Annotated in this window: 23 protein-coding genes; 3 read left to right on the top strand and 20 right to left on the bottom strand. The window is 38.4% G+C overall.

What is annotated here, in order from left to right:
• Positions 1-145: 145 nt before the first annotated feature.
• Positions 146-1,153 (top strand): LacI family DNA-binding transcriptional regulator, encoded by a 1,008-nt coding sequence (locus tag J6836_RS21525; RefSeq protein WP_219245848.1) that lies wholly within the window; start codon positions 146-148, stop codon positions 1,151-1,153.
• A 163-nt stretch (positions 1,154-1,316) separates the two neighbouring features.
• Here the strand turns inward: J6836_RS21525 and J6836_RS21530 are convergent, their stop codons facing one another.
• The 6 genes from J6836_RS21530 to J6836_RS21555 all read right to left on the bottom strand — a co-directional run bounded on the left by J6836_RS21530 (position 1,317) and on the right by J6836_RS21555 (position 8,870).
• Positions 1,317-2,288, bottom strand: a complete 972-nt coding sequence (locus J6836_RS21530) for an ABC transporter permease (protein WP_219245849.1) — start codon at positions 2,286-2,288, stop codon at positions 1,317-1,319.
• A 10-nt stretch (positions 2,289-2,298) separates the two neighbouring features.
• Positions 2,299-3,783, bottom strand: a complete 1,485-nt coding sequence (locus tag J6836_RS21535; RefSeq protein WP_219245850.1) for a sugar ABC transporter ATP-binding protein — start codon at positions 3,781-3,783, stop codon at positions 2,299-2,301.
• A 157-nt stretch (positions 3,784-3,940) separates the two neighbouring features.
• Entirely contained in the window at positions 3,941-4,801 is an 861-nt protein-coding gene (locus tag J6836_RS21540; RefSeq protein ID WP_370661211.1) for an ABC transporter substrate-binding protein, read from the bottom strand.
• Between the two features lie 149 nt (positions 4,802-4,950).
• Positions 4,951-6,024: a zinc-binding dehydrogenase gene (locus J6836_RS21545; RefSeq protein ID WP_219245851.1), complete on the bottom strand. Its 1,074-nt coding sequence runs from the start codon at positions 6,022-6,024 to the stop codon at positions 4,951-4,953.
• Between the two features lie 734 nt (positions 6,025-6,758).
• On the bottom strand, positions 6,759-8,060 hold the full coding sequence (locus J6836_RS21550) for an anaerobic C4-dicarboxylate transporter (protein WP_219245852.1): 1,302 nt from the start codon (positions 8,058-8,060) through the stop codon (positions 6,759-6,761).
• 78 nt (positions 8,061-8,138) lie between these two features.
• Positions 8,139-8,870: an aspartate/glutamate racemase family protein gene (locus J6836_RS21555; RefSeq protein ID WP_219245853.1), complete on the bottom strand. Its 732-nt coding sequence runs from the start codon at positions 8,868-8,870 to the stop codon at positions 8,139-8,141.
• Between the two features lie 456 nt (positions 8,871-9,326).
• Between J6836_RS21555 and hypT the strand changes: the two genes are divergently transcribed.
• Entirely contained in the window at positions 9,327-10,235 is a 909-nt protein-coding gene (gene hypT, locus J6836_RS21560; RefSeq protein ID WP_219245854.1) for a hypochlorite stress DNA-binding transcriptional regulator HypT, read from the top strand.
• 71 nt (positions 10,236-10,306) lie between these two features.
• Here hypT and J6836_RS21565 read toward each other — a convergent pair whose 3' ends face one another.
• Genes J6836_RS21565 through J6836_RS21575 form a run of 3 tightly spaced genes read right to left on the bottom strand, consistent with a single transcriptional unit; the run spans position 10,307 to position 13,126 of the window.
• Positions 10,307-11,020, bottom strand: coding sequence for an MgtC/SapB family protein (locus J6836_RS21565; protein WP_219245855.1), 714 nt, complete (start codon positions 11,018-11,020; stop codon positions 10,307-10,309).
• Between the two features lie 23 nt (positions 11,021-11,043).
• A complete protein-coding gene (locus J6836_RS21570; RefSeq protein WP_219245856.1) occupies positions 11,044-12,291 on the bottom strand; it encodes an MFS transporter in 1,248 nt (415 codons plus the stop codon).
• A gap of 13 nt (positions 12,292-12,304) precedes the next feature.
• Positions 12,305-13,126, bottom strand: coding sequence for an MBL fold metallo-hydrolase (locus tag J6836_RS21575; protein ID WP_219245857.1), 822 nt, complete (start codon positions 13,124-13,126; stop codon positions 12,305-12,307).
• Positions 13,127-13,469: 343 nt separating this feature from the next.
• On the opposite strand from J6836_RS21575, the gene J6836_RS21580 reads away from it, so the two are divergent.
• The gene (locus J6836_RS21580) at positions 13,470-15,680 is read left to right on the top strand and encodes an extracellular solute-binding protein (protein ID WP_219245858.1); all 2,211 of its coding nucleotides are present in this window, start codon (positions 13,470-13,472) and stop codon (positions 15,678-15,680) included.
• 473 nt (positions 15,681-16,153) lie between these two features.
• Here J6836_RS21580 and J6836_RS21585 read toward each other — a convergent pair whose 3' ends face one another.
• From J6836_RS21585 to J6836_RS21630, 11 genes are all read right to left on the bottom strand, one after another.
• Positions 16,154-17,062 (bottom strand): IS481 family transposase, encoded by a 909-nt coding sequence (locus tag J6836_RS21585; protein WP_371031959.1) that lies wholly within the window; start codon positions 17,060-17,062, stop codon positions 16,154-16,156.
• 165 nt (positions 17,063-17,227) lie between these two features.
• A complete protein-coding gene (locus J6836_RS21590; protein WP_219245859.1) occupies positions 17,228-18,682 on the bottom strand; it encodes a UvrD-helicase domain-containing protein in 1,455 nt (484 codons plus the stop codon).
• Complete coding sequence (locus J6836_RS21595; RefSeq protein WP_219245860.1) at positions 18,679-20,388, bottom strand: ATP-dependent nuclease; 1,710 nt, start codon at positions 20,386-20,388, stop codon at positions 18,679-18,681. The genes J6836_RS21590 and J6836_RS21595 overlap by 4 nt, the downstream gene beginning before the upstream one ends.
• A 615-nt stretch (positions 20,389-21,003) precedes the next feature.
• Complete coding sequence (locus J6836_RS21600; RefSeq protein WP_219245861.1) at positions 21,004-21,840, bottom strand: DUF932 domain-containing protein; 837 nt, start codon at positions 21,838-21,840, stop codon at positions 21,004-21,006.
• A gap of 60 nt (positions 21,841-21,900) precedes the next feature.
• A complete protein-coding gene (locus tag J6836_RS21605) occupies positions 21,901-22,341 on the bottom strand; it encodes an antirestriction protein (protein WP_219245862.1) in 441 nt (146 codons plus the stop codon).
• An 89-nt stretch (positions 22,342-22,430) separates the two neighbouring features.
• On the bottom strand, positions 22,431-22,745 hold the full coding sequence (locus tag J6836_RS21610; protein ID WP_219245863.1) for a hypothetical protein: 315 nt from the start codon (positions 22,743-22,745) through the stop codon (positions 22,431-22,433).
• A 33-nt stretch (positions 22,746-22,778) separates the two neighbouring features.
• Positions 22,779-23,063 carry a hypothetical protein gene (locus J6836_RS21615; RefSeq protein ID WP_219245864.1) on the bottom strand — a complete coding sequence of 95 codons (285 nt, stop codon included), beginning with the start codon at positions 23,061-23,063 and terminating at the stop codon, positions 22,779-22,781.
• A gap of 26 nt (positions 23,064-23,089) precedes the next feature.
• A complete protein-coding gene (locus J6836_RS21620; RefSeq protein WP_255586282.1) occupies positions 23,090-23,569 on the bottom strand; it encodes a WYL domain-containing protein in 480 nt (159 codons plus the stop codon).
• Positions 23,521-23,784: a hypothetical protein gene (locus J6836_RS22820; RefSeq protein WP_255586283.1), complete on the bottom strand. Its 264-nt coding sequence runs from the start codon at positions 23,782-23,784 to the stop codon at positions 23,521-23,523. The genes J6836_RS21620 and J6836_RS22820 overlap by 49 nt, the downstream gene beginning before the upstream one ends.
• A 217-nt stretch (positions 23,785-24,001) precedes the next feature.
• Positions 24,002-24,886: a GTPase family protein gene (locus J6836_RS21625; protein WP_219245865.1), complete on the bottom strand. Its 885-nt coding sequence runs from the start codon at positions 24,884-24,886 to the stop codon at positions 24,002-24,004.
• A gap of 82 nt (positions 24,887-24,968) precedes the next feature.
• A complete protein-coding gene (locus J6836_RS21630; RefSeq protein WP_219245866.1) occupies positions 24,969-25,787 on the bottom strand; it encodes a hypothetical protein in 819 nt (272 codons plus the stop codon).
• Positions 25,788-26,453 lie beyond the last annotated feature (666 nt).

Raw genomic sequence — 26,453 nt, forward strand, 5'->3', positions numbered from 1 at the left:
TATTGTGCCACTATTGAAGAAAAACGATTTATCTTCACCATCAATACGGTATAATGAATAATCGCATTTCATCTTCTCTGATAATAGCTTAAAGGAATTTCACTATATCAATCAGGGGTGTCATTAAAGGTTGACTAATATAATTATGACAAAACAAGATAGTTCAACAACAATAATTGATATAGCTAAGCGTGCAAATGTTACTGATATTACCGTTTCACGTGCATTTAACCATCCTGAAATGGTAAAGAAAGAAACAAGGGACAAAATATTAGCAATTGCTCAAGAGCTCAATTATGTTCCAAATCTTTTTGCACGAAATCTGAAAAATAAAAATAGCCGTATAATTGGTGTGGTTACGGATAGTACATTTAACCCTTTCTATGTGGTACTCATTCAAACCGTTTCTCGTTTAGCGAAAGAGAAAGGGTATCAAGTGATGATTTTTGATTCGGATAGTGATGAAAAAGCAGAGAAAACCGCAATAGAAACCTTAGTTAGTTACAAGGCAAGTGGTATTCTGCTATCCCCTGTACGTGATGATAAAGATTATCAGCCCAGCTATCTTTCATTAATTGATCAACATAATGTGCCATTAGTATTTGTCGACCGTGCGATTTATGGTTATGAAAAAAAATATTCAGGGTTATTTTTAAAGAACTTTGAAATTGGTGCATTAACAGGAAAATTCCTTAATGAACAAAATAGCGAAAATACGTTAATTATTTCTGGCCCTAAAGATTCAGAAATTAGTTTGTCTCGTTTATCAGGAATATATGCAAGTTTTCCAAATAGAAAAAATCTTAATGTTTTATATAGTAGTTATATGTTTAATAAGAAAGATGAAGCCTATTTAAGACAAAAGGTTCAAGAGCTTTACACTCCGGGTATGTACATTGTTGGGTTGAATGGAATTATTACCGCGGGGATGTATAAAATCATTGCAGAATTAGGGTTATCTTGTCGTTACTTTTCAGTCGATTTACCGCCTTATGCAGATACTTATCATTTGTCTATTTCTGGTGTTCATCATGATTCCGTTTACCTTGGTGAATTAACCACAGAATTATTATTTTCAGAAATAGAGCGTGATACCAATAAAGACCATGAAACGAAACAAATTTTTGTTAATGGTAAGCTTGTTATTTATTAATAATAAAAAATTGCCCCGTAAAGGGGCTATTTTATCCAATCCTTTCTTCTCCAGAATACCTTTACTGTTTTATATTTCATTTTAATTAATGATTAAAAAAAACGGTTAATTGGTTGTCATAATCGACAAGCAACTAACCGATAAGGTTGGATCATGAAAAAACTTAGCGCTTCATAGAGCTAATAAATGTTGCACCCCAGATAATTAAACCTTTGACAATGTATTGAACATAAGGGGAAATACCCAATAAATTCAACCCATTATTGAGTACCCCTAGGATCATCGCACCAATTAGAGTGCCGATAATCATGCCGCGTCCACCTGCAATGGAAGCGCCACCCAATACCACGGCGGCAATCGCATCTAATTCAAAACCGACGCCAGCATTAGGTTGCCCACTCATGACACGTGATGTAAAAATTAACCCTGCAAATGCGGCGGTAAAACCACTTATTACGTATACCAGCATTTTATAACGTTCAACGCGGATACCGCTTAAGCGAGCGGCTTCTTCATTTCCACCAATGGCATAAATATAGCGACCAAATGAGACATGGTTTAAAACAACATAAAAAATAAGATAAAGGCCAAGCATTAATAAAATGGGGACTTGAATTCCCATTAGCTCTTCGCGTCCCCAGAAGGCAAACTCTTTGGGTAAACCAGATATTGGATAACCGCCGGTGTAAATTAATGCTAAACCTTTCGCAATAATCATCGCGCCTAATGTGACGATAATTGGTGGCATTTTACCGTAAGCGGCTAAAATTCCATTAATAAAACCAAATGCGATCCCTGATAATAATCCCAGAGCAATAGCAGCGTAAGGATCCATACCGTAATATTTCATCAGGCCAGCCATTAAAGTACCTGACAGCGCCATAACGGCACCTACAGATAAATCAATTCCACCTGTTAAAATAGCAAAGGTCATCCCAATAGCGATGATGGCATTAATTGAAACTTGGCGCGCAATCGTTGAAAGGTTATTTACCGTTAAAAAATGCTCATTAAAAATGGACATACAAGTAAATAAAAGAATTAAACCAACAAATGGTAAAAATGCCGGTATTTTTGTTAATCTAGAAAAACTAAATTTAGGTTTAGTTAAAGGAATTGCACTTTGATTAGACATAGTCGTTATCCTATATAATATTGCCAGCCGCATGCACCATAATCTGAGTCGAGTTAATATCATCTCCACTTAACTCAGCGGCAATTTCACCATCACGAAAGACCAAAACTCTGTCACTCACACCGATAACTTCGGGTAATTCAGAAGAGATCATAATAATGGAGATCCCTTTTTCAGTGAGTGAGCGCATTAGCTGATAAATTTCTGATTTTGCCCCAACATCAATACCTCGAGTGGGCTCATCGAAAATAAGAATTTTGGCTTGTTTATTTAGCCAGCGAGCAATAACAACTTTTTGCTGGTTACCACCACTTAATGTGGAAACCGCAGTGTGAGGCTCTGGTGTTTTAACTTTTACTTGAGAAATTAAATCAATAGATAAAGTCAGTTCTTTTTTATTTTGAATTAAAAATAATTTTTGAGCATGGTTATTCAGCCAAATATTTTCATTGACTGAGAACGGTAAAACTAAACCTTGGGTTTTACGGCTTTCAGGTAATAAACCGATACCTAATTGCAGAGCTGCTGCCGCAGATTTAATTTTGACTTCTTTGCCTTCTAAAACGACTTTTTTCTTATACGCCTTATCCGCACCAATCATGGCGAGAATAGTTTCGGTTCTTCCTGAACCTACAAGGCCTGCTAACCCTAAAATCTCGCCTTTTTTCAATTGCAGGTGGTTAACTGGACTATTCGCAAAACGTTGAATTTCAGCATCAAGAATAATTTCTTGTTGGGTGAATTCACGCTTATGTGGATAGATATTTTCCACTTCACGACCAACCATCATTTCAATAATGACATCTAAGTCCGTTTCATCGACTTTGCGCGAGCCAATATATTGCCCATCACGTAGTACACTGATGGTATCGCATATTTCATAAATTTCTTCTAAGTGATGAGAAATGAAAAACATGCCAACACCTTTGGCTTTTAAGTCCCTCATTACATCAAATAGATGATTTGCTTCATTCGGTGTTAGTGTTGCTGTTGGTTCATCTAATACCAAAATTTTGGCATCTAAAGAGAGTGCCTTGGCAATTTCAATAAATTGTTGTTCAGCGATACTTAAGTGGCTAATTGGCTCATCAATATCGATATTAACACCCAGATCGGCCAATAAGGCTTGAGACTTTTGGCGCATCAGTTTTCTATCTAATAAACCAAATTTATTTTTTAACTCGCGATTTAAAAAGATATTTTCAAATGCATTTAAATAAGGGATCAGGGAAAATTCTTGGAAAATAATACCAACGCCTGCCTTAATTGCATCCCTGTAGTTATGGAATGTATGCTCTTTACCTTCAATCAGAATTTTTCCGCTATCAGGTTTATGTATTCCACATAAAACTTTCATTAGCGTAGATTTACCTGCGCCATTTTCACCTAATAATGCGTGAACCTCACCTTTTTCAAGGGAGAGATTAATATTATCTAACGCCTTAACTCCAGGGAAAGTTTTACTGACATCTTGTAATGCTAATAATTGCATCATATTGCTTCCCTATATTTCTTAACCGCTTAAAAATGGGTAACAAAGCCATTTGGAATAAAGTGATTCCAATATGTATTTAATTATTAATTGTTATGTAGAGGTATTGCACCTAATACGTAGAGTACAGGTGCAATACAATTAGTGAGTCAACGTTCGATTACCAGTGGAAATCTTTTGCATTTGTTTTATCGATTAATTTAACATCAATCGGTACTTCTTTTGGTACGTTAGCACCCCAATATTTCGCCAGACCCATTGCTAAGCCAATACGAACTTGGTCACGTGGGAACTGTGCAGAAGTTGCAATAAACGGTGAGTTACCTTTCGCAATTTCAGCAACGGCTTCAGGTGAACCATCAACACTGACGAGCTTCACATCACGACCTGAAGATTCGATAGCCGCTAATGCGCCTAATGAACCAACATCGTTAACACTGAAAATACCGTTCAAAGTCGGGTTAGCTTGCAGCATATTTTCTGTGACGTTCATCGCAGTGTCACGCTCTTGCTTACCATTTAATTTGGTGACAATTTTAATGTTTGGATATTCTTTCATTGCAGCTTCAAAGCCACGAACGCGTTCGAGGATTGGCACAACAGGGATACCATCTAAAATCGCGACTTCACCTTTTCCACCCAGAGCTTCACCTAAACGTTTACCTGCCATTAAGCCTGCATCGTAGTTTTTAGACCCGACGAAAGAGTCAATTGGGCCATTCGCTTGTGCATCGATAGCGATAACCACAACACCCGCTTTTTTCGCTGCTAGTACCGCGGTTTCTGCGCCAACGCTATCTGCAGGGTTGATTAACAAGATATCGATTTTTTTCTGTAACATATCTTCGATATCGCTGGTTTGTTTAGATACATCATGCGCTGCATCAGAAATATACAGCTGAGCACCCATGTCGCCAGTTGCGCTCTCCAGAGCTTCTTTCATCGTAACGAAATATTCGTTGTTTAATTCTTGAAACGACATACCAACTGAAACGGGTTTTGCCGTAGCGTTGAACGCCATACCTAAAGTCAGGACACTTGCAGCTACAGCTAACTTTTTGAATTTACTCAACATAAGATGTTCTCCTAAAGAGCGTTTAATTATATGTAGGGTGTTACTTGTTTTGTGTTTATTAAAATTATTAATTATTACAAACAGTTAGTGCATGCCTATGGCTTGATGACGACTTTAATTGAGTCGGCAGATTTCGCCATGACAAAGGCTTCTTCCCAATCATCGATGGAGTAGAAGTGGGTAACGATATCATCGGCATTGACTAAGCCACGGCTAAAGAGATCGATAGCAACCTCGTAGCTGTATGGGCCTAAGTGCGCGCCGCGGATATCCAGTTCTTTACGGTCACCAATAATTGACCAGTCAACGGTAGTTTCTTTACCGAATACGCTAAATTCAACGAAACGACCAAGTTTACGGATCATTTCTAACCCTTGCGTCACGCCAATAGGAGCGCCTGTTGCTTCGATATAAACATCGCAACCGTAGCCTTCCGTCATCTCTTTGACTAACTTGATGGCGTCTTCTTTCAGTGGATTGATCACCACGTCAGCACCAAATTTTTTCGCTAATTCAAGGCGTTCGTCGATAGCATCAATGACGACTAATTTTTTTGGTGTTTTAAGTTTTGCAACTTGGATCATACACAGACCAAGTGGACCTGCACCTGCAATGACGACGACGTCATTTAAATCGATATCACCACGGCGAACAGTGTGGATAGCACAGGCCATTGGTTCGATTAATGCGGCGTCTTTATCGGAAAGCTCATCGGGAATTTTGTGAATGATAGCGCGCTCAGAAAAGCGCATGTATTCTGCCATACCGCCATCTGCAACTTCTTTTTGAAAACCGTAGATATCATGGGTTTCGCACATCCAGTATTTACCTGATTTACAGAAACGGCACTCCCAGCAAGGAACGATTTGTTCCGCGAGGATACGGTCACCCACTTTTAATTTATATTTTTCAGCGGATCCTTCGCCCAATTCTGCTACGCGGCCATAAAATTCATGACCTGGAACGACAGGGGCTTTGATCCAAGGGTCATCACCCCAGAACATTTGTGCGCCATCATTGGCTTTGCAGTCACCTGCACAGATCCCACAGCCATCGACTTTAATGACAACTTCACGAAAGCCAGCCGCAGGTCTTTTAATATTTTCAAAGCGATAGTCATGGGGACCATGACAAACAACGGCTTTCATTTTTTCAGGTAGGTTACTCATGTTCTAAAACCTCTTTCTAGTTGTTAGCCCTAATGTTGACGTCAACATTAAGCGTTTTTTTTATCTCTAAATTGCTTTAATTTTTACGCTTAACGATAAATTTGGATACGAATGTAAGAAAAATGGTTCTTTAATGTTATAGATAAAATAATTTATTTTTAATATGACGACGTCGTCATTTTTGAAAGAGCGAAGAAGAAAAACTAAGATTTGTGATTTAACTCTTAATTTTAATTGCTTTCAGGGCACCTTCAAAAGAGGGAGGAAACGTCAATCACAAGTTTCTAACACGATGAAAAATAAGTAATAAAATAAAATTCATCCCTCGTGTTAGCTTTATTAAGAAATGAATATGAAGCCGAGTATAATTATTTTAACTGTTTTCAGAAGTGGATAATTCATGCAAAAACATTTCAGCTCACATTTTTATATGAAAATTAATTTCATTTTCATTAAGTAAGGTGATTTAAAATTGGAAATAAGCCAATATTTTATTTATTAAAAATAATTTTATAGTAAGACGTGAAAGCAACAAGTTCTGTAACTTAAATTTTTATCAAAATTGAGTATGAATAAATAAGGTTTGAAAGAAAAAAGGGCTCTATTCTGCATTGTATATAATCAATTCAACTAAGAATAAAGCCAAAAAATACCAATTAATAACTTCATTTTGTAAGGAAATAGGTGTTTTTATTTATAGTGATGAGTGAGGGATGAGACCCTCACTCATCAAGCTAAACAATCATCGGCGCGATAATAAATCCAAAGGCAACCCCTGCAATAATCCCACCCAGCCCTGGCAGCATAAAGGGGTGGTTAAGAATATATTTTCCGACGCGAGTTGAACCTGTGGAGTCAAATTCGATTGCGGCTAATGACGTTGGGTAAGTTGGTAAAACAAACACCCCTGTGACAGCAACAAATGACGCTAAAATAGCCCATGTTGGTACATCTAAAGCAATGGCCAATGGAATGATTAGCGGTGTTGTTGCCCCTTGGGAATAGAGCAATGCACAGGTAAAAAACAGCACGACAGCTAACAAGATAGGGTAGGCAGATAACACATCCCCTGCGATAGCTTTGATTTGATCCATATGGGCATCAACAAAAGTGGTACCTAGCGTCACAATCCCCAGTATGACTGCAAGAGAGCTCATTCCTGAACGAAATGTTGGCGCTAAAACGATAGAGTTTGGTGATGTTTTACAGAAAATAACCATCAAACAGGCTGCGCTGAGCATACAGATGATGATGATATCACGGGTGCCCATCGGTTTGCCGATATCAAAACCTGGGCGTAATTGTGGGAAAGCCGCCAATATCACAATCCCTACGGTTGCGATGAGAAAAACCACGACTGAAAATTTTTCACGAGTGGTGCTTTCACCTTTTTTCTCTTCGTATTTATGAACTAACCCTTTTTGTAAACGATCTAAATAAACTTCATCATCTTCCAGCTCACAGCCTTGGCGTGATGCAATAAATGCAGCAACCATCGCAGCCACGAAGGAGGCAGGTAAACACACTGACATGACAACAATAAATGTAACGCCATTGCCCTCCATAATGGTTAACATTGCGGCCATTGCAGCACTAATTGGCGAGCCTGAAATAGCAATCTGTGAGGCAACAACAGAGCCTGCCAGTGTCCGAGACGGGCGGATACCCGAGTCTTTGGCAATTTCAGCAATGACAGGAAGCATTGAGAAAACAATAAAACCAGTACCCGCCATAATGGTCATCACCCAGGTGGTGATTGGCGCAATAATATTTAGGTACTTCGGATTTTTACGCATAAATGTGCTGGCGAGGCGAACTAAATAATCCATCCCACCTGCTGCTTGTAATGCGGATGCTGCGACAACAACGGTCATAATAATTAAAATAACATCGACAGGAGGAGAACCTATTGGCAAACCAAAACCAATAGTTAATACCGCTAAGCCTAATCCCCCGCAAAGGCCGATACCAATTCCGCCCATGCGTATACCGAAGAAAATTGCACCTAGTACAACAATGATCTCTAGCCAAACCATAATCGTCTCCAATAGACAATATACTGTCATTAGTAATAGAATTTATAAAAATGATTATTATTAATAGTGGTTAAATATTTACTGTGAATTTTTGTTTGTTATTAAATGTGATTTTCCAACCCGACTTTCATACCAATGAATACCTGCTCTCACTAAAGAACCTGTTGAATCTATATATTTATCGGGATATTTATTAACTTCATTGGCTAAAATAACGGGAACTTCAGTGCAGCCTAAAACAATGACATCAGCTCCGCGTGAAAATAATAATTCAGCTTGTGACTTCATAATTTCTTCCGCTGCATCTTTATTTCCAGACTTTAATAAGTAAATACTTTTCATAACTAACTTCTGACTTTCTTCATCAGGTGTTATGCAGTTTAGATTTTTTTGTTCAATACTTTTTTGGTAAAGCCCCATATACATAGTTGCATTGGTGGCCAATAAACCGATATTTTTTTTCTTAGTTAGTTGAACCTCTTGCATGGTCGTTTCAACAATACTGAGCATATCTACATGACAAGCATTTTTTAGTTCATCGAACCAAAAATGAGCTGTATTACAAGGGATAACAATACATTCCGCCCCTGCATCTTCAAGTTTTTTTAAGTAATCAGTCATTAAAGGAAGTGGCGATACCCCGTGGTTTAGCAATGCTTCTGTACGATCTGGAATATCAGGAATAGATGAAATAATTAATGGAATATGCTCTTGATCTTTATTTGCAACCGTATATGTTACAAACTTATTAAATAAATCGACGGTTGCTGCTGGGCCCATTCCACCTAATACACCAATTAAACCTTTCATTATTACGCTCCTGCGATTTTTATCTTTTTTGATTTAAGATAAATTAAACGCGATATTGCTTAACTTATTTAACATGAAATACATTATTGAATTAATTATTAACGATTAGCTCTGATTAATCGGTATCTATTTTTTAGCAATGTTTTTTAGGTAAGAGAAATGCAAGTAAGTATGGGATGATGCAAGATATGCATTAAGATTTTAATGTTAACTCGAAGAAGAGCAATGAAATGGCAGGTAAAGCCTGAATATAATTAGGTTTGATGAAGATACTAGAGTGAATAAAAAATAAATTTTGATTTTTATTAATGTTTGAAACGATAACCTTATGCATAATACAAATAACAGACATACAATCTATGCATGATAATTTAACTGATAGTTAACTAAATATACCAATAAGAATCTCATTATTATTTTATATTTTAACAGCGAGTCTGCTTAAGGCTTAATAACATGAAAAATATAGAAACAAAGTGGCTGTACGATTTTTTGACCTTGGAATCTTGTCGGCATTTTTCTCATGCCGCTGAGCAGCGAAATATTTCTCAACCGGCTTTTAGCCGGCGTATTAAGGCACTAGAAGAGGCTATTGGTGTCGAATTGTTTGATAGAACAACGTCACCCTTGCAGCTGTCTGAAGAAGGCAAAGTTTTCCACTCCCAAGCTCGTAGCTTGTTACAGCAATTAGAGTGTAATTTAAATGAGTTATCTGGTCATAATATTTTAAGTTTACCGAATATTAAAATTGCAGCGGCACATTCTTTATCATTAACCTTATTACCCAAGCTTGTTCATGCGTTGTCTGGTTTTGGCGAAGAATTTGTTTATCATGTTGAAGCCATTGACGTGGTGCAGGTGGTGAATGCATTGAGAGAGGGGAAAAGTGATTTTATCATCTCATTTTATGATGAGGATTTAATGCAGTCGCCATTTTCGTGTTTAAATGTTTTTGAATCTGAGCTTTACCCAATTTGTGCTGCAGATGAATTTGGCAAGCCATTATTCGATATTTACCAACCACAAGTTCCCTTGCTGAATTATACCAGTGCCTCCTATATGGGCCGATTAGTTAATCGTCGGTTAAGTGAGTTCGGTACAATTAGTTCGAAAACATTGTTTATGTCTTCCATGAGTGAATTATTGAAAAATATGGCATTGGATGGTCATGGAATCGCATGGTTACCGATTTACTCGGTGGTTAATGAGCTGAAAGAAAAGAAGCTGGTTTGTCTTGATACCCCAGAGTTAACCATTCCAATTCAAGCTTACATCTACCGTATGGATACTCGTTTAAATAAAACCGCAGAGGATTTTTGGCGTATTTTGAAAAAAAATATTCCAGAGGATTTAAAGCATTTGTAAAACCTAACAGAAATTCGATAGTAGCAAAACCCGCTTTAGTCGCGGGTTTTGTGGCATATAATTATTGAATATTAGTGATCTAAAGAAACAGAATGCACATAGGATAACTGTTTTAACGAGCAATAAAATTCAGGTAATGTGGTTTTTTGGCGAACCACCAGTTTTAAATTGACTTCTACTCGCTCTTTTTTAATATCGCGTATTGTTAGGTTTTCAATAATGTCCCTATGTTGTTTTAAATACTCAATGAGCAAGGGAACACCATCCTCGTGGGTAAACAACATTCGAACTTTAATCTTACCTAATTTTTGATTTTTCATCTGAAACAATGCCACTTGTGGGCTCAGTTGAATCGCCAAGAAAAAAAGAACGGTGACAATTAATGCGTGCCAATAAAAGCCTGACCCACAAGCAATTCCAACTCCTGCTGAAGCCCAAACAATCGCTGCGGTTGTTAATCCAGAAATCGCATCATCACGACGATGTAAAATAACACCAGCACCTAAAAAGCCCACACCACTGATTATTTGTGCAGCTAATCTCATTGGGTCACTGCGAATATTATCTGAAATATTGGCGTAATATTCGGCAGATTGAATGGAAACAATGGTTAATAAACAACTGGCAACGGCAATAATGACACAAGTTTTAAAGCCGACAGGTTTTCCCTTTGATTCACGCTCTAAGCCAATAAAGCCGCCTAAAATAAAGGCGGCGAGTAATTTAGCGATACTTGATAGTGACAAAGGGCCAATGGTGTCGACAAACTGCATAAGAGCATCCATGGCTTACCTCTGTATATTTCGAGTTATGGTGCTACAGCGCCCTCTGGTGCTTTTTTATCGTCGTTATTTTTCTTTTTAGATACATCATCTTTAAAGAAGAAGATAAAGAACACACTGACAACCGCGGCAACGATAGCAGGGTAATGCCAGAAGGTTTCCCATTGTGGTAAAGATTCGCTGCCTTTTTCTGTGACCGTTGAGTTAAATAGTTGCCCACAAATCGTGGAGGCAAATAATAACCCGAAGCCGTTTGAAACAATAAAGCGTAACCCTTGAGCTTGTGCGCGGATTTCTGGTTTTGCTTTACGGTCGACATAAATATCGCCAGCGGTAAAGAAGAAGTCCCAACATAATCCCTGAAGCATTAAACCAAACACGATAAAGTACAAACTGGTATCAACCGCAGCATAGGCAAATAAAGTGGAGCGAATAATCCAGCTAATTGCCCCTAATAATAAGGTGATTTTAAAACCAAATTTCATTAAGAAGAACGACAGGAAGAACATAAACAGCACTTCACAAGCAATACCGATTTGCATAATCGATGCGGCATTATCGAATCCGAGCGTTTTAATAAACACAGGGATATAGGCGGAATAAGCTGTTTTTGGGATCATTAATACAAAGATGCTAAACATTAAAATCGCGAAATAGCGGTCTTTAAATAATGAAAGTGCGTCTAGGCATAAAATATCGCGTGTAGAGAATGGTTTGCCTTTGGCTTTTGGTGGAGTATTTGGCAGTGTAAAACAGTAAAAGCCTAATACAACAGCAACCGCAGAAGCGATATACCATGTCATTGTGCTGCCAGAGAAGCCCATTTCCCCTAAAATAAACCCGATAGCCATAAAACCAAACGTACCGAATACACGAATGATAGGGAAATATTTCACGCCATTAATATGGGAGAAACTGATGCTATTAGAAAGCGCCGTCGTTGGGTAAAACAGCAGACCAATAATAAAGATCAAAAATAGGGTCATGCCACTATTTTGTGCTTCAATAAATTGAGGCACACATAAAATGACGGCAGCATTAATTAAGTGAAGGATCCCCATCACTTTTTGTGATGCAAAGAAACGGTCAGCAACCATACCTATAAATAGCGGTGAAATAATGGTTGCGACACCTAATAACGCATAAGCATTACCAATGATATGTGCCATTCCATAGGTGCTTAATACCAGCCCCATAGTCATATTCCACGCACCTTGCATGAAATATTGCACAAACATCATAATTAGTAAGCGGGAAGTAATTTTCATATCCATTTTTATTTCCCTCTTAATTTGTTTCTAACGTTAATCCGTCATATGCGACACGGATATTGTAAGGAGCACAAACTGCCACTAATTCTTCATGCAGTAATTTACCACTGTGTGAAATATGAGAAACGGCAATTTGAGTATCTGAATGCAAACAACCTTGTTGTTGCAGTCTTTCTTGCGCTGCAAAAACGGTTTCTAGGCTCATATGGTTATCGGTACGGTTATTGCCATTTAGGCCATAGGTACATTCGAATACGACAATATCCAGAGGTTTGTTTTCAAGCCATTGCCAAGTCAGTTCTGGGAACCAGCCTGAATCGTGGCCATAAAAAATCGCCTTGCCATCTTTTTCAATATGATAAACATAGCAAAGTTCCCATTTCGCATGGTTTGCCAGTAATGGGGTAATTTTATATCCGTTTCTTTCAACAGTGACAAAAGGGATTAAACAATGAAAAGCGAAACGCTCTTTGCTGTACCCCGGTAACACTTCAAGGCAGCCGTTGATCGCACGATCATTGCCAAAGATATGAAGTGGATGATGGATTTCAAAACCATAGCCTTCCATTCTACTGAACAGATCGCCCACATTAAAATGATCGGGGTGAGTGTGCGTGAATAACAGGCTTTCAAAATTGGTTGCATCCATTCCATCGCGCATGAGTTGGTAGCTAAATGTTGGGGATACATCGATCAACATCAGATCGTCAACAATCGCTGAAGAATGGGTTCTGATATCTTTACCGCCAAGTTGCCTTGCTTTTTGGCAATGCTCACAACGGCAGAAAGGGTTTGGTATACCCTCTGATGCCGCAGTGCCTAAAAAGTGAATTTTCATGATAATTACCTTTATCTTATTGTTTTATTTAATTTTATTAAATCCCTGGTGCTTGTGTTAAATCTATAAGTTACTTATTTGAACGTTCCAATATTAATGTGAGTGGCTTATTTTGCCAATAATTGATGTTCAGATCAGTGATCTCATTCAAATTAAAATATCTATCTATTTGATTAATAAGTTTATTTATAAGTGTTTTCTGTATTTGTATAAAATTGAAGTTTTTTGGCTTATTTGCTTGTTATATCAGCGAGTTTATTTTGGAACGTTCAAATTAATTATCGGTAGTCGTGATAAATAATTCAGGTATGCTATTGCGAGAAGCGACTAAGGTGAAAAAGACATGGCAACAATTAAAGATATTGCAAAATTGGCGGGTGTTTCTCATGGAACGGTTTCTAACGTTTTGAATAAACGTGGAAATGTGAGTGTGGAAAAAATTGAAGCAGTGTATAAAGCGGCAAAGCAAATGGGGTATCAGCTCAATACACAAGCGCAATTGTTGAGAACCAATAAGAGCCATAAAATTGCGATATTGTTACCGCAGTTGGTATCCGATAAATACGCAATCTTTTTTAATTCATTTAGGCAATCAATCTCTTTGTACCCAGAGATAACCTATGATCTATTTTTGACGGATGATCTTGAAACTACAGAGCTAGATGCATTACAAAAAATTGCGGCGGGTGGCTATAAACAGGTGGTTGCAGTGAGTTGCTTGCAAGACGCAAATATCTATTTTGATACGTTAAAACTGCCTGCTTCTCAGATAGTGTTTATTTATCGCCAACCAGCCCATGCCCATCACTTTTTCACGTTAGATTTTTCTCAAGCCGCTGATGCAATTTGCCAACAAATTGCGACAAGTTGCAGTCAATTGGTGGGGATTTTTAGTGATGAACACGGTGAATTAGAACACTCAACCTTTGTGAGTGAATTACAAAAAAGCCTCAAACAACATGCACCAAATAAAAAATATGTTGTGATACGCGCGTCGAATGATGAATCGTACAAAGCAGCTTTTGATTTTTTTACCTTAGACCAAACACCAGACTTATTTGTCGCTGAAGATATTGAAAAAGCGAGTTTTTTAACTCAAGCCAGCTTTTTTGGCAGTAATTGTGACTGTCCCGCCATTTTCGTCTTAAGTGGTAATATTCCTCCAATATTAAAGGGGTTGCATTGCTTTGCGATGAACTATGCGCAATTAGGCTTAGAAGTTGTTGATGAATTAATGAAAGAAGATGAGCTGGAAAGTGACGTCGTGGGTGAAAATGCCGTTTATGTACGTAACCAAAGTGGCAACTTGTATACTGCAACGCCAGCACTGAGCACCGTTAATACCGATGACCCGAGTTTGAATCTCCTTATTTTGCCAAGCCCTTCAACCAATGCGCTTAAAAAACTTTTGCCCCATTTTTATCGCCAAACGGGTATTAAGGTGAATTTAGCCATACACCCGTATGATGAAGTTTACCAAATATTAGGTCAGCTACATTTGCATCCGTATTATGATTTATTGCGTATTGATATGGCCTGCTTTCCTTGGTTTGCAGAGCGTATATTACAGCCATTAGATAAAGTCGGGGATGGAGTAACGGATTTATTAAGTAGCTTTTCCCTACCCACTCAACAAAAATTTAGTTTAGTGGGGAACACCGCGTATGCTATGCCTTTTGATGCGAGCGCACAGCTGCTATTTTATCGAAAAGACCTGTTTGAAGACCCGATTCTAAAACGTATGTATTACGAGAAAACAGGCAATGAATTAACTGTGCCGACTCATTTTCATGAATACGACCAAGTTACGCAGTTTTTTACAGAGTTGCATGAGGAAGGGCAATTTTCCCGGCCAATTGGCGCATCAACAACACTGGGAAGTGCAGGTCTTATCGCTAGTGAATATTTATTACGCTACTACGCAGAAGGTGGGCGGTTAATTGGAGAGGGGGACATTCCTCGATTAGAAATGCCTTTGGCAGGTAAGGTGTTAAGTGATTACCTACACCAAGTTTCTGTCACTGAAAATATCTATGATAAGTGGTGGAGTGAATCAGTCAGGCAATTTGAGCAAGGGGAACTTGCCATGCTGATTGCCTATATGAACCTGTTCAATGATGTGGCTCACAGTGATATTTTCCCTAAAATTGGTTATGCACCTGTGCCGGGAGGTCTTCCACAGCTTGGAGGTGGGGCGCTTGGGGTCTCCCGTTACAGCCAAAAATCACATTACGCAGAGCAGTTTTATCGCTGGCTCTATTCGCCTATCGTGATGGATCACCTGATTTTATTAGGTGGGAATAGCAATCACCAAGATTTCAGCTATAACCAAGAAATTTGCCATCGCTATCCGTGGATGCCATTGGCTTATCAAGAAATTAACGGTGGGATCCGTGAATCTTCCATTCCAAACGGCAAGTTATTTAACTTGCGCCAAGCTGAAGTGATTATTGGTCAGGGAATTACCAATGTGGTGAATAAGATCATGACAATTGACGAAACCATTGAATACATTAATCAGCGTTTATTAGTGGATACACAAGGGGAACGATAGGGTAGGCGTTGTTTGATTGGTAAGAGCAATGCGGCAAAAGTCGCATTGTTAATTTTGATAGGCGTTATAAACGCAAAAAACCAGCCTTAGGCTGGTTTCTTTAAATAGTGGTGCCCGGACTCAGAATGAAACTCACTATGTATCACATTGATATGCCTATAATTATCGAAATTCAAAAAAAAAGAGCCCCCGTTAGGGCCCCAAGATGTTTTTGCATTGATTTTGAAGTCGAATAGGGTACTTTTTTGTCCCACCCTGAATTACAGTTTGGGTTCGCAAGGCGGAATCGTACTTGTTACGAACTTCAACGGTACTATTCAACGTCAAGTTGAATGATCTTAGCATAATTTTATTAAATGAATATCTCCATTGATTGTGGTGGATTTCCGTGGAGGTTGTATTTGAGATCACTAAAGTCAACCTCATTAAGTTATATGTGCTGTGTCACTCAGAACCTCGGCTGACGTTTAGTCTTAAAGACCAAGCTTATTTTTTAACACTTCATACGGTGTTTTACCAGCATGAGCTGAGTGGGGGCGATGACAATTATAAAAAGCCTCCCATTCAGCTAATTTTTCATGTAAATCGACATCATCCTTATAATCGATTAATTGATAAAACTCTTGTTTATCTGTTAAATGAGAATGCTCTACCTTGCCATTCAACCTGGGGGTAGCTGGCTTAATATAAACATGCTCCATCCCGAGATCATGAATATGCCAATTAAATTTTGATTGGAATTCGTGACCATTATCCGTTCTAATCGTTTTGATTCTAAAGGGAAATTTATTTACAACATAATTAATAAAATCAATGGCATTAGCCTGATTGTGCTTTTCATAAATTTTAAGTGCTCTGATCCGTGTCGCATCATCAATCGCCGTATATTGAAAACGTTTAATTCGTTGACCATCTGGCGTATTAAAAAATAGGAACTTCACATCAACTTGAACATGGTGCCCAGGCACTTGTTTCTGATAACGTTTAAATAGTGGTTTAGAGCGACTTCGCTGATTTTGGGGAAGTTGGTTTAATTTGTTTCTTAGTAATACATAGTAGCAGCCAGAGCGTGATATTTTGATGTTATGAAACCGCAGAAGATACCAAGCTATGCGCTGGGGGCCAAAATGGTAAGTCGTATGCAGATAAATAACCAGCTCTTCGATATGTTTCGCAACTCTTCTGGTTTGATTTTCAGGACAGGGTTTATTGTTGATTAATCCTTTCTCGCCATCTCGTTCATAAGCACTTTTCCAAGTATAAAAAGTTTCTCTACTGATCCCAAAATGACGACAAGTTTTAGCAATATTTTTGCTCTCGCGAGCATGATTTAAGATTTTTGTTTTATGTGCAATATCTCGTTTAGCTTTAATATTCATCATATCTGACCTCCGGCTACAACTAGAAAAAACTAATTGTCAACCGAAGTCCAGACTTTCATAGTGCTCGCTCAGATTTGATCTAGTATGGTAGTGGTACAAAACTAAATGTAATCCGATAGATCGGTCTATGCCAAAAGCGTACTAGGCTCTTTTCATTTGTTGATATTATTCCTTTCCTAATTTTTCTTCGGTTTTGTGATTTGGATGATTTGGATTTAGCTCTTCAAACCCAATAGATTCAAGCCGTTCAACAATATCATCATGCTCATACACTTTACCAAGTAAATCCATGTCTACAGCAACAACTAGTTCAGATTCTGCTCGAGTTAACGCAACATAGACCATATTCCAAGTCTTGTTGTATTTAGTAACTCCATCTTGTATTAAGCATTTAAAAATCGCAGGTGTTAAGACTAAGACACAAACCTTAGACTCTAAGCCCTTAGTTCTTTGGATGCTACTGATTGCGTATTTAGCTGAATTATCCTTAGATGTACTATACTGCTCAGCTGATCGGCAAAGCTTTTTAAACAGCTCTTTTTCATATGAGATTTCTAGTTCTGTAAGAAATTTACGTATAGACCTGTTGTTATCATTGGCAGATAACAAGGACGCAAAGAAACGCTGCAATGAGTATATGACCACTCCGCCTTCGTATTCAGAGAATTTCTTCGTAAGGATTTTTTCTATTTCTGGATCGAACTCTGGTAGTGATCCTGATTGTTTGGTTGAGTAGTTACCTTCTTTTCTTAAGATGCTAACTAAGCTTCCATTTTCAATGTGATGACAGAGAACTTCGTCGTAATAATCATCTTTAGATGTGATATATGTTAGGCGTCCTTCAACGTCTGACAAACTAGTTTGCTCTTGGCCTCTGGGGCAGAAGATGTTTGAGAGATCAAGAATTCTCTGTGGAACCCTACGAGAAGTTGTTATATTAGGAAGTACTTTAATTTTTTCGTTGGCTTTGTTTGCAGCTAACCAATCTTTGAAAGATTTTGGATAATCTATTGCTTGTTTGGGATCTCCCACCATGTATATGTCAACTGAGTTCTCACCAATTTGTTGAAAAGCCTTAAGGGCAATTTCATCAAGATCCTGAACTTCGTCGAGAAAAATCTTATTAATAGCGCTACTTAGTAGTTTGTGAACTTTCCTAACTTTAGACTTTTTCTTTTGGCTACTGTGTTTTGAGTAGTTTTCATCGACAACCCTCCATGCAGCGGAATAAGTTTCATCGACGTGTATTATACCGCTTTTCTTTAGCCTGCTTATGGTACTTGCCTTTTCTTTCTTCTTCTGTTCGTCAGTCTTTCCCGGTGGATAATTTGAGAATGTTTTACACCGAGAAGAGGTGGTATAAACTTCATTTAGAACAAACGGAGAGTAAGGGTAAATGATCTCATTCAATAGAAACGTGTGAACAGTGCAAATAACAATATTCTCTGGCAAGTACCCGAGTTGTTTTATGATAGCTTCGGAGATGTTCTTCGCTGCATTATTGGTATATGTGATCGCAAAGATTTTTCCATACAACGTTGGGTCATAGTGCGAGATGATCCTTTGGGCTAGACCGTGAGTCTTACCTGCACCTGCTCCAGCTATTTGAACCTCAATCATTTCATAAAATCCAAGGCTTCTTGAATATGGGTAGGTAGTTTGATTGGATTTTCGTTCTCTTCATTTAAGATAGAGTCTGCAATTTTGAGCATTCTTTCTGCTTTACGTTTTTTCAGGAATGTGGACATCTCTTCTGGGGTTTTGTATTTCTTTTTAAACAGTGTATTTAGACGTTCAAGATTTCCAGTAGCTTCTGCTAGATCGTCTTCAAGCGTATATTTACTAGTGGTTCTTACTCTTATGTTGTCGTTATTAGTATCGTATTTTTGGTGCTTATCTTTAGTCGAATCATTATTATCATAATCACGAATGATACTCAGTCTCTTCTTGGGATTGCTTTTATTGACTTGTAACCAGACATCCATAAAAATCGTGAAGCCAGTTTGCTCGATAGATATTACTTCAAGACTACTTACATTCTTGTTGTTACGGTAGAGGATAGCGTTGATCAGCATCTCTTCGGTAGTGCCTTCAACAAGAACAGTTTTATTACTAAGTAGTAGTTTTAGAATGTCAAAGTTAGGTCGCTTACGAAGGTAGTTAGTTAGATACATCTTACTATCAGCTAGGTGAATGGCTTCATTTCCAGATAGGACGATAACATTAGTTAACTCAAGTTTGTTGATGACTTGTGGACTATGGGAGCTAATTAGCGTCTGTAGAGATGAACCGCCTTTTTGTGTGCTTTTGTATATAAAGTCAGTTGCGAAGCGAAGATTGTTGACACTAAGGTGTGCTTCAGGTTCTTCTATATAACAGAGGTTAAGTACATTTTTGTTGACGTTAAAAAACTCAAATAATAGGTAAATGTAAATGAGATTGCGATACCCAAGGCCACGCTGATATAGATAGCTTTCACCAGACTTCAAGGTGATATTAGATAAGATGCTCTTTAAATTAGGTAGGTTGGGGATACATTCAAGCTTATCTACAATCTCGTCGAAGAAATTCTCAAAGTCTGGATCAGGTGTAACAATCTTTTTGAATGTCTCGGTGCTTTCGATTTCATCAAAAAAGGAAGTGTATGCACTGTTAATCTTGGCCTTATCCACATCCTCGAGAGAGGAAATCAGCATCTTGGTCAGAATGTCGTTTGATTTTTGTGTGTTACTCTCGGCAAAATCGTCACGTTCGGCGTTGATTGAGTTGATGGCTATAAGCCTTAAATCAGAGTAGCTAACCTTTACCCCATTATTGCTTTGGGTTACGTCGTAGTCGTACAGCTCTATTGGTAGATTAAACCAGCGTGTGTCTTTGATGTCCCTAATCCCTTTGAGTTGATCTTTGACAGTATTTACAAAATGATCTACTTCTTTGGGCATGAAGTCATAGCGAATCCTATAGCTATTATCTGCTTCTTCTCCGATTATCCACTTACCAATAACGCCTTCTTCAATAATGTTCTTTGGATCAGTGAACTCGATCTCAACTCGAACCTTTGGAATCAAATCCTTGATCTCATCATCTTCCATACCGTTGATGATAGCTTGATAAAAGTTTTTGATTGCTTCACGGTTGATATCCGATACCAAGAGGCGTTTCTTGTAGAAACTAATATCATTGCCGTTAAGTGGCAGAGCAAGCGCGTCAAATAGATTGGTTTTGCCTGCTTCGTTTTCACCTATAATTAGGTTGAGTGGAGAAAGTTTGATCTCGAAGTCTTTGAAGGCTCGATAGTTTTCAATCTTGACCGTACGAATATACATTTATATTCCATGTAGTTATTGTTTGTAATTATGTTCATAAAGTTAACACTAAATAGTACAGGTTAAAACAAACTTAGTAGAAAAAATAATCATTATATAGCCACTTTTTTCGAAGAGTCATTAAAGCCCAAGCGATTGCGAGCCGAAGGGGGCATTGGGTCGAAAGTGAACTTACTATGCTCACCATATAACCGTGTATTAACAATATATTGCAAGGTAGTCAATATTGCGAGTTTGGTAGGAACAACAATGGTGTGTTCGCTCAGACCAGACTTTCAGGTTTAATCGTGTTCTACCTATAAACCTTGTCGGTTCAAGCCTGAGCTAATACAAGTCATTGATAGAGGAAGGGGAAGTTAAGGGGATGAATTATTTAATACCTTAATGTTTAAAGATCCTCTTTTACGTTATTCAGCATATGAAAACCTAATTCAGTTAAGATCCAACGACTAGATGTGTGCCATCGGATTAAGCCTTTTTTCTCCAGCGAGTTGAGCGTCCTTTTGTTGCAGAGTGGGCCATAATTGAGTTTCACATTACCCAAGGTTTTTAGCTGCCGTTCTGATAGTTTCATCGTGTTCACCGTAAGATCAAATTATTTAACGTGTACTGTGGCTATAGTCGTTCGCGCCCAGAAAAGTGGGCGTGCATTTGTTCCGTTAGTACCCACAAGGCTTTATTCAATTTGATATCACCATCAATCCCATTCACTGAACGCGTGCGAGCGCGTTTGCCTTTGGCATTTCTGCCGGATAGTCCCCCTTTAATTAAATTTTCTTGTAAACGTTGGTACACCGTCCAAAGATCGTCTTTCTTATCTTCAAAGCGACGAGGCTGTAATACTTGAGCTTCGGTGATCGGTTGATGCGCTTCACCATAACGGTATGTTAACGCGGCTTGAGCCAAGGCTTGCTGCGCTGGTGGCGGTAATAGTAAGGATTGCATTTGCTCACGTTTTTCAGCGATAGCATCGAAGGTGCCTAAAACCTCATAAGCCCCTTCAATGACTTTATCAACGACGTTGCCTTTATGAGGGATTCTGACTTCTCCAAAAGTGTCACCGCAAACGAGCCCGTTTTGGCAAACATAGCGAAAAAATCCCGGTAGCATTTGATAGCTACTTGACCCATCATGGCTATTGAGCAAAATGATTTCGGGGACTTGGTTGCCTGTAATTTGATCATGGCGTCGGAGCCGCAACAGATGCTTCGTATGATCGCGACGGCTTTCATCTCGAACACGGGTTTGGCAAGCAAAGAACGGATAAAAACCCTCTTTTTGTAGACTATCGAGTAAGGTAATAGTAGGTATATAAGTGTACTTTTCGCTACGAGAGTCGTGTTTTTCTTCAGAAAATACGCTCGGTACGGTTCGGTATAATTCTTCAATGGTAAGTGGGCGGTCACGACGAATACTATTCGCTGCACCAAAACGAGAAGCTAAACGAGTCATAATGAATTTCCTTAAAAATAAAGTCGATAGGTAAAACAGAAAGAGTGAATTAAGAGGGATTTAATCGATAAGATGGAAAATAGCGGAACGTTCTGAGTGTTGTGCCGCATAATCACGCAGTTGATAAAAGCGTTCGACTAATAATTCACTCTCGATTTGAAATGACCATAAACTGTACATCATCAAGCACACAGCAATCCCTGCCGCTTCACAACTGACGTCAGCTTCATTGCCGTTATGAGGGTTAAATAATGTCAGTTTTTCTTGATTTAAATCGGGGTAAATAAAGGCACCACCGTTCGATAAGGTGCAATACTCCCAATAGCCGCCTTCATAATCGTCACAAAACTGCCCCATAGTGGTGAATATGACGACTTCAAAGGTGTGCCAGCCCTTGATGCCTTTAAAATAATTAAGCCAAAAATCAGAACGCTGCATAAGTGGAACTGTACTGCTATGAATGATGTTGATGTCATTAGAACCTAAAGAGGTTTGCGTCATAATTTTCTCCGTTACAGAAATAAGAAAAACGCCAACAAGGTTTCCCCTGTTGGCGTGATGGTAAAATGAATGAAATAACTGATTAAGCTTTAAGCCAGTTTATCGGCAACAGCAAGGGCGCCGGATAACCAACCAATACCTTGTGGTCCAATCGCCCAAAAGAGCTTAGCTTTAGCAATGCCTAATGAACCTTCATGAGTATAAATTGCATCAGGCATTAGCCATTGTCTTATCAGGGCACCTAATGTCATACCTATCGCTGGGCTCAGCGTGAGCCAGAATAAAATACTCGCGCCATGCCAGAATCCACGAATATGACCTGTCGCGCTGAACACATTAAAAATGAGCATAATAAAGGCGAAGCTAAATGCGATAGCCAGATACTTTAAAAAAAGGGAGAGCATAGTTAACGACCTTCTGATTAGACGTTAAACGGATTATTGTCGACTACATTGAATAAAGGCATTTCGCATTTGCTGAGTGAAATCGGCTGGTGGCATCGCTTTGCCTTCTCCGATGGCAACCAAGTATTTCGTGGGGTATTTTTCAGCCATTTTATCCCACGAACATTCACACATTGCACGACTTCCCCCTTGAAGTTTGCACTGTGTGATGAAGGAGGCATTTTCACCACATCCTACCAGTAGAGTGCTGAATGAGATGGCTGCACTAAATAGGACAAATTTTGTTTTAAGTGGTGAGAACATAGGATTTAGGTTCATTGTTATTCCTTATTGATAAGATGACATCATGATGAAAAATGATGAGTTTGGTTGATAACGTATTGAATAAATTCGAAATAAGGTAATCCTTGGATAAACTGAGATTCTGAAGTGAGTCGACAAATTTCTTTTCGTCGCTGAAATGGAATTTCTGTGATTTTGATGGACTCAATATTGTTGAGTGTAATTACGGTAAGTTGGCTAGATGAATAACCGATGAGATACCACTGTGCTGCTTGTAATGCCATGCGGTAAGGCTCAATGTGTAGATAAATACCATTCGTTTGTTTAACAGAGATGACGACCTGATTAGTGATCACATGAATGAGCTTATAAAAGCAGTCTGCGCTGTTTTTTGATAGTTTAATGTTCGATGGATGCAGTATTAAACATGGATAGACCAGTTCGTTTTGCAACAAGTTATTGACGGTTTTGCGTGTTAGCCCCGGAAAATAGGCTAAGAGCCCACCTTTTGTAAAAAAGTAAAGGTATCTGGTGTTCGCCAAGGAGTCACTACGCCTGATAAACGGTAGCCGTCTTTACTTGATTCCAAATCAAGGTGAGCTAATCGTTGGTGAAAATCGCGTTGAAGTGTTCGTTCAGATACACCAAATTCATGAGATAGAGCATGTAACGATAAAGTTTCTCCTGAGAATAATCGACTAATAATCAAGGAGAGCTGCAACGCTAAACGGTCATGACGTAGTTCATGTTCCTTCATATATGTAGTGCTCGGAGGTAAGTGGATAAGAGGGAAGTAGTATAAGAAATCACCTTGACAGGATATGTCGCCATCAACATGGAAATTGTAACGTTTTATGTTATTTGAAAATCAATAACAAATTGAAAATAAAGCAAATTACATTCCTTTTGAACAGCAATCAATAAGGGTGACACATCCTGTCGTTAATCACGGAGGGTAACTCGTATATGAATAACTAAAATAACCATCGCCAAAGTGAGACGACAGCAGACACCAGTGTGTCTTTGATTTGGATAAAGGTGTCTTTTATCCCTACAGGGAGAGGCAGTTGATAAATCAGGTCATCCATCGCCTTATTCACACATTGCCCAAAATCTTGTTTCGCCTGTGAATTGATGTACTCTGTCCGGTAGACTGGCTTTAATTGCGTCAAGGTACTGCTACTGGCTTTTGCAGGTAAGGCGTGTATGAAATGTTCAACGAACACATCAATTTGATAGCCTTCTTTCGCGGAGATAGCAATGACGGGATGTCGAGGAGAGAATGCTTTTTGTACGGCATCGATTTTTAACTGTAAATGGTTAGCTTGTTGGTGGGATGGGTGGCAAGCATGAACATCCCATTCACGGCAAGGCTCAATTTTATCAGCTTGATTAATAACAAATAAAAATTGCGCAGCTTGATACCCACAATGCTGTGTTAAAAAGCGGTAAGTTACCTCATCCGACGTCCATGCCCTATCATCGGCTTTTAACACCCAGATAATCAAATCCAGCTCCGGTAACATCTGCTGATATAACGCTTGATACGTTTTATCACACGACAGTGATTCGCCGATGCCCGGAAAATCAATCAGTGTTAATGTGCGTTTTCCTAACGTCATTTGCAGCCGCTTGGCAGTTTGTGTGCCACTTTCGACATCACTTATTGCAGAGACGTTAGATTGGAATAGGGCGTTGCATAAACTCGATTTTCCCACGCCCGTTTTGCCCATGAGGCCAATGGTAGGGGAATAATGAACGAGTTGATTAATTTCATGTAATAGCTGAGATTGCAGGTGTGACAGTGAGTTAGGTAGAGTGGCTTTGATTAATGATGAAACAATATGTTCAGCAGACATAAAAATCTCCTTGTGATTTTACAAGGAGATAATATGGCGCTGAAAAAATATCTAACTGAAAGGGGTTGTGATTAAGTGATAACTAAGAAAGTACCATCAGTTGCTTAGCTTGCTCTGAACGGTTTTTTATACTGATATTTTTATCATCAATGTAGGCTTTAACTTTCTGTTGATATTTTTCTTTGATTTCACATAACACGTCATCACGGTAAATGGGGGAATTGAGTGCCCTCAAAAAATACCCCCCTTTTCGCGTTATTTGAACACAGAATAATTTTTTTAAATGATAAGCTCGATTTTCTTGAAATAACTGGGCAAATGTATAGTGTTTAATGTCTAGAATATTTATTTCTAAGATGTTATTACCTAAATACACAGGGACGATTTCTGCCTCATAGTTCAAGGCAACTCTAATTTTTGGCTGATATTTTTTTTCATCATGATCACTTTTTTTTATGTCTAAGATATTCACATTAACCTCTTTTATGAGTATAAGCGTTATATCGGCAAGTGGCTTGATGAGATTGTCAGGATAATTTTTTAGATTGATAATTTCATCCTTAATTAATTCAGATACAGTCGTTCTGTTAATTTTCTTAGATTTAATGAATCGAGCATTAAACTCCTCTACTGTGTAATCTTTATTTACGCCGCCGGGCCAGAATTTAGTTGGTCTCGACATCAGTCCTTCTTTCGACTTTATCCATGTCATATCCTTATACGCTTGATTCAAATCGGCATTATCACTGTCATAATGTGTGATAGAACGATTAATTTCTTTCTCAATAAGTTGTTCTGCAAATTTTCCTGGTGTTGTATTAGCGCGCTTCGCACCTTTACGGATGTGATCATAGATGCGCTGGTTTTTAAAATTAATATGAACTCGATATTCACTTGTCATCGTCCCTTCCTAATCCACACTGTCAAATGAACGAGTATGACACAATGAAACGTTACCCAGTAGATACGTTGTGTCGTAAAAAAATAATAAGCGTTACTCGGCAAAAACGTTCAGCCCCCAAAGGCACGGATAAGCGATAAGCTTAATTTTTACGTAGATTATCGCATACCTCAAAGTGCGCACATTTATTAAATATCATTATTATCATATATCTATAATTTTCCGTCTTTGTTTTTGATGATATTGGCTGGAAGGCTTCAGGGCTTACGGTATTCGTGATGACCCGCGAAAAAATGAGGGTAGCAGTTAAAATTTGCATGTTTTTTAAGGGGGAAGAGTATAAAAATGAGGTCATTGAGAAGTGAAAATAGGGGGCTAATATCAGAGTAGTGAGTTGTGGTTTTTATTGAAAAAATGCGCTCAAACTCAATTTAATTTCAGGTTAACGTCCATACGCTTGAGTACTTACTGAGGGTTTTTAACGAAAATAGCCTAATCAATGTGTTGGTATAGTTATATAAATATACATGCTACATATAAACAATACATTTAAATATCAACACGACTATTCTAATACAAAAACCAACCTACACATCTAAAACGATACCTATAGACCTAGATTGTCATCATCTTCCATAAACCTATTAATGCATAGATAACCTAAAT

Origin of the sequence: Providencia sp. R33, assembly GCF_019343475.1 — a bacterium.
Classification (GTDB): domain Bacteria; phylum Pseudomonadota; class Gammaproteobacteria; order Enterobacterales; family Enterobacteriaceae; genus Providencia.